Raw genomic sequence first — 5,759 nt, forward strand, 5'->3', positions numbered from 1 at the left:
GAATACCCAGGCTGTACTGGCCCGTGCGTGGGTCGACGCCATTCTCGATGAAGCTCATGAAGTTGAAGGCGTTGGAATGCACGGCCGAGTCAATGGCTGCTGCCTTCGCGCTACCCATCCTGAGTTCGAGCTGGTTGCGGCTGTCAGGTTGACCCTCAGGAAGGAAGTTGACATTCAACTGGTGCCGATTGCCCTGATGGTCGATCAAGGTGAAACGCATGACCCCTTCGAGGGACGAGCGATAGTCCCCACCGGGCGCCATGCCGTCGTACCAGTACGGCATGTCCCAGACCCTGTCCAGCGTCAACAGCAGGGTACCTTGAGCAAGGTCCTCGCCTGGCTTGAGGTTGTAATCCAGCTTGCCGTGGTAGTTCACGGCGCGCTCTAGCGTCAGCAGTTCCAAGGCCGACTCGTACGACACGCCCAACGGCACACCAGGTGAACCGGGTGGCAATACCGGCCTGAAGGCATACCCTACGTAACTGCAGAACGTTTCGGCGAGCTGCTCGCTCTCCCAACGAACGATCGACGCATGGTCGAAACTGACCTGGTAAAACCTGAGATTGCCATATTCCTGGGTGGCACCGGAGAGTTCCCAATAGTCAGTGGTGTACTTGTAAAAGTTGAAGGTGTCCTGCCTGACGATCTTGCCTCCCTCCGAAGCAACCCGCCTGGGTTTGAATTCGTAGTTGTTCAGTGCCCAGAAAGGCGTTGGGCGCCCGGTCAACTCGACTTCACCTGCATCCTTGCTGATGGTTCTGGAGTTCTGCGTACGGTTGTCATACCCCTTGAACTCGGCATGGAACTTCCTGATTTCCGCTTCGGTACTTTGCACATAGACGCGCAAGGAGACCTTGCCTTCATCTGCCATGGGCTTGGCCGTCACCTGCCGAGCCCCTTGGTAATAGTCATAGCGATTGCGTGACTTGCTCCACCCCCAGCGCAGCCCTTGCGCCGGGTCCAAGCCCTCCACCCCCTCCAGCACATACTCGATCGGGTTGCCGTTCTCCGCGAGCACCTTCAATGTGGACAGCTCAAGGTCACTGACCGGATCCTTGACCACGTCACCATCGCTGTTGCGGAAGTCCTCAGTCTGGATGACGATATCCAGGGCGATCTGCTGCAACCCGTTGGCATAGGCCACGGTGCCGTTAATCGGCACGGGCGTCACCGTGAAGATCAAAACTTTCTTGTAGCGTTCACTGATCATCGAGACCTGCGCGTCCTCGCGCATCAGCTCGATGATGGCATACCCCGCATCACGGTCACGGATATTGGCCATGACCACGGCGACCGAGGTTGAAGGCGATACCGGCGGCGTGTATACGCCTGAGGCAGGGTCGATGTGCCCCTCGCCGAACAAGAGCCAGGCATCGGCCTCCTCGTTCTGCACCTCGAAGGGCACCGAGCTGCCATGGGGCACTTTAGGCACGTGGAATGGCAAGACGTTCAGCACAGCCGGGTAGGCGAGAATTACCACCGTGACCTCGGCTGTATCGCCCCTAATCCCATCAGTAAGACGGATGCGCTCCAACAGGACGGCAGGACTCCGCTCAGGCTCACGGGGCACATAGCTTAGCGAGCCATCGCTCTGGAGGGTCAATTCACCGTATAGCGTCGGTTCCCAGGTCAGGCTAGCATGACCCGCAACATTGAACTCAATCGCTCTTTCCCTACTACGCCATACCGCAACCCGTGGCGTCACCACCAAAGAATCGATAGATTCGACCACCAGCGCGGCATTGACGCTTCCGGGTTCTTCTTCGCCCAGCTGCGCACTGACCAGGATGACCTGACTTTCCCGTGCGAAGTGCGCAACATCCGAGGCCTGGTACTGCCCCTGTGCATTGATTTGCCCGGTCGACCGAGGGTGGCTGATGTTCCTTGCCGTCCATTGCGCCACAGCCTGGCCTTGCACCTTGAAATCCGTGGTCTGTTCGCGGCCAAGGCGCGCCTGCATCGGCTCGACCTGACGCGTTGCGGAACTGGCCTCAATGCTCCCGAACACTACCCGATCATGTGGGGTGTGCTCCTCCTTCATGGCAAACCGCCACGCCTTCGGCAAGCTCAAGTGCCGCAGCAAACGCTCGGCAAGCTCCCCAAGCAAAGGAACGCGCAACTGCTCAGTCAGCAGCGTTACGCCTTGACTGCCATCGGGCAGCAGATAAGGAAACACGCCTGGCCCCGGCCATGTCCCGCCAAAGCGGCGGCCACGCAGGTCCAGTTGAACAATCGCGGCACCATCACCTTCACGCCCCGTGCCCTCTGGTGCAGCCTGGGTGCGCACATTGAGGCCACGCACGGCGAGCGCATCCTGCCCGCTAAGCTCACAGGTCAAGAGCACGAACTGATGGTTGAACACCTCATGCTTCGCCAATTCAGCCTGTATGAAGCGCCCCATGGCCCGCCGAGCCGTCTCGCTTTCACCCAGGTTGGTGACAAACTCTTCGGCTTGACTCAGGTCGAGCACCAGCCGGGCCTGATTGGCTGCAGGATCATCGACGGTCAGCAAGGCAACCGACATCTGCACGTGGTAGCCCATCTCTTCACGCAGGCCATGGCTGCTCTTGAGCCTGGGTGGCTGGGCGACAAACCGTGAATACGACGCGTATTCGCCAGAGATAAACGGCATGATCACCGTCAAGCGATTTCCTGCCCCCGAGACCCCTGCAAAGGAAAGCTGTGGTGGCCCCAGCACCAGCCCTTCGAACACTGCCTGGTCATTACGCTGACCGTCGGTAAAGTAGCTGCCAGTGATGTGCTCAAGAAAATTCGACTGGCTGAGGCCTTCGAGATAACGCAGCATGAGCAATTGCTCGAGCGGCTCACGGCCCAATGCCATGATCGCGCCCCAGCCATGCATGACATCACCCTATTCCAGACGAGCCAGCAGGGCTTCCTTGGAATTGTTGATCATGATCATGCCCCTTTACTGTGGCAAGATTTGTCATGCGCCATCGCACTGGCCAAACGTAATTCGCCCCAGCCGAGAGTGCGTGGCGCTTGTGCGAGATGAACGAGCTTTTGCGAATGGGTCATTCTGGCCATGGTTCCTTCTCCAATGTTTGTCGCCCTGCTGCTCTTCAGCGCGTACTTGAACGTCCGCCGCGCAGCGTCAAGCGCAGTGAGCGCATTTCAAAATAATGGTATTTGTCGTCGAAACTGACATGTGCATGTACAGTCAAACTTTGATTGAGCATTTGCTGCTCAAGCAGATTCCTGGGTATTAGCAGTTCAAGGCCGTTGCGGACTTGCTGGGGGGTCACTTCAGCGTCCCATATAACCTCTTCCACCTCAGCGCGAAAAACGCCTGTGACCCACACCGTCACCCATTGCTTTTCGGCAATGAACACCCAGGGAGCGAGGGTGCAGCTTGCCCCGCTTGGGACGTCCCCCAGATACAAGTCGCTTCCCCTCGCGACCGGGCATTGAAGCTGCGGATACTGGGTGGGTTCAATAGGCAGTATGCGCAGCATGAAGTGCTCTGACTCGACATAGCTGCCGTCATCCCGCACCAGGCGATAAAACACCTTGAACCGCTTCGCCACGGCGTTTTCATTACGCTCCATGTTGGCCGCAATGCTGCCCGCACTTACGTGAAAGCGGCGTGGCTTGTTGGTATTGATCGGCTGGGTAACAATTTCCCGTCCCCGCTCGGCATGCCCCTCCCAGTGCACTTCGATGTGCTCATCTTTGAGAATGTCGACATCGTCAGGCACATCCACTAGTGCACCAGAGGTGACAAGGTAAGCTGCCAACAGACCACCGTCTTTTTCTGCCACGGCATTAAGCACTATCGGCGCTGGCAACTCCCGCGAGCGCAGCACTTGCACGGTCAGCAGCTCAGAGGCAAGGCTGCTGCCTTCGCGAGCGAACTGGTAACCGAGTGTCGCCGCTTGCCCCTGGCTGCTCATCAGCCAACGGGGTTCGAGGGTGAACACCAGGGCACCGCTGTCGATCGAACTTGGGTCAACACGCAACACCTGATACACATTGTCACTGGACAGCCAATACAGCAGCAGACGGTCCGAGACAGCCATGCCCTGATCCAGGTAAGGTGGAATCCTGATCGTCAAACCATCGCGAAAACGCGTAGGGTCCAAGGGGGCACCGGGCACGTGGCCATCCACGCTGGGCGCCGGCAGGCGATCTGGTAGGGTAATCTTCGAGTCCACGCGAAACCGCTGTACGGGCGATACGGCCGAACGGCCATCTTTGAAGTCAATGACATACTCGGCATCGAAGTACTCTCCCTCCAACCGGCGCACCCAGGTTGAGTCAACGGCGGCTTGCAAATGTTGGCCAGGAACCTCGACATTGAGGTTTTTTGTCCAGGTGTGCAGATTCCCGAGATCGTCCTTACCCGTTAGCGTTATCGCAACCCTATCGCCGGGTTGCATGGCCTGGTAGGGCGGTATTACCAGCGCCATGGAGGCGCCCAGCGCCCGCGAGGCAACGACGAGGTCATGCGACGGTGCGGCCAGGGCCACCGACAAGGTTTCGGCACTTGGCCGTGGCCGCACGCCCACATAGCAAAAACGCCGCATAGACTCCCTCTCGAGCCGTGCTTCATGGATCTCGTAGGAGTAAAACGCCCAGCCACCGGCAGCGCTTTGCACTTCATCATTGCCAATGGTGTACAGCACACCCACGGTTGGATCGACACCACTAGGGACACGGAAAGGGTCTCTGAAATAGTCAAAGCTCTCCCCACTGGGCGCAGCTCCCACCCAGCGTGGAAAAATCTTATCCCCCGCCTTGATGCCGGGATAGTTGATGTATGTCCTCAACGGGTCGGTGCCCAACGCGAGCAAGTCGACTTCATCGTAACGCGTCAATCCTTCTATTTCAGGTTTGGGCAGGTCATTGTTGCGTGGGCGTGCATCACGAAGTGTCGTGGATGCAGACGCACGCTTAAACCAGTGGGCGAAGTTACGGATGAGCGTCATGCCGCATTACTCCATCATGCAAAAAACGATTAGTGGCGGAGCGGTTGCAGGCATTAATAGCGAATCGGCCAACGCGCGACAACTAGCATAATTAACAGGTCGACGGCGCCCACCCGTACCGAAACACAAACGGGTGACACCTGATATTTTTGACAGGTGCGCGGCACTGCGCATTGCCCTAGGCTCAGGACAGGAAGGGTACGTGAATCCAACGATATCCAAGATATTCAGGAGCGTGTTCATGACAGGCAAGAAGGACACACAGGCCACGGGCGTTATTATCATCAGGGAATCAACAGAAAGTAACGACTTCTGCTCCCTGCATATTCCGGACGCCGGCAGCAATCAAACTGTCGTATTGAGAATGAACCAAGGGGACTGTAAAGACAAAGACCCTCGCTTCATTGAACTTAACAGTTTTCCGTCGGCAACAAAGATCCTCCTGACCCGAAATGATAATGGCACGCCGGACGATGCCAGTTGGTGGATTGAACTCAAGACCACACGCAACAATGCCGCATTGGACAATGAAGAAATTACTTACCTGAACACCTATGACGTTGGCAGTTTCATCGAACAGGGTATCGGGGTCATGGTGATTGCCAAGCATGGCACCATCCAGCGCGACGAACTTCGCAGTGTGCGCGTCGTTACCTCGGCCGCGCCGCCGCGCGCTGAGCGTCTGCAGCGCTAATGCTCATCTTGAATGGGAGATGACAATAATGTTCTTGAATTCCAATGCGTTCAACTTCATGAGTTTCGTCCAGAACAACGTCGATCCGCGCACGGGCCAATACAACCTGGGCATCG

At 57.4% G+C, this 5,759-nt stretch carries 3 protein-coding genes; 1 reads left to right on the forward strand and 2 read right to left on the reverse strand.

All coding sequences use genetic code 11. The features are described from left to right. On the reverse strand, positions 1 to 2,863 hold a 2,863-nt coding region (locus tag CKW22_RS27090), incomplete at its 3' end, for a hypothetical protein (RefSeq protein WP_095065617.1). Between the two features lie 220 nt (positions 2,864 to 3,083). After that, positions 3,084 to 4,949: a hypothetical protein gene (locus tag CKW22_RS27095; protein ID WP_095065619.1), complete on the reverse strand. Its 1,866-nt coding sequence runs from the start codon at positions 4,947 to 4,949 to the stop codon at positions 3,084 to 3,086. Between the two features lie 241 nt (positions 4,950 to 5,190). Here CKW22_RS27095 and CKW22_RS27100 point away from each other — a divergent pair, with 241 nt between their 5' ends. After that, positions 5,191 to 5,643: a hypothetical protein gene (locus tag CKW22_RS27100; protein ID WP_143500831.1), complete on the forward strand. Its 453-nt coding sequence runs from the start codon at positions 5,191 to 5,193 to the stop codon at positions 5,641 to 5,643. The last annotated feature ends 116 nt before the right edge of the window (positions 5,644 to 5,759 follow it).

Origin of the sequence: Pseudomonas sp. Irchel s3f19, assembly GCF_900187555.1 — a bacterium.
Classification (GTDB): Bacteria; Pseudomonadota; Gammaproteobacteria; order Pseudomonadales; family Pseudomonadaceae; genus Aquipseudomonas; species Aquipseudomonas capeferrum.

What these genes read in the sequence shown, in the direction of transcription:
- CKW22_RS27095 (WP_095065619.1), bottom strand. Translation starts at nt 4,949, where the DNA reads ATGACGCTCATCCGTAACTTCGCCCACTGGTTTAAGCGTGCGTCTGCA.
- CKW22_RS27100 (WP_143500831.1), top strand. Translation starts at nt 5,191, where the DNA reads ATGACAGGCAAGAAGGACACACAGGCCACGGGCGTTATTATCATCAGG.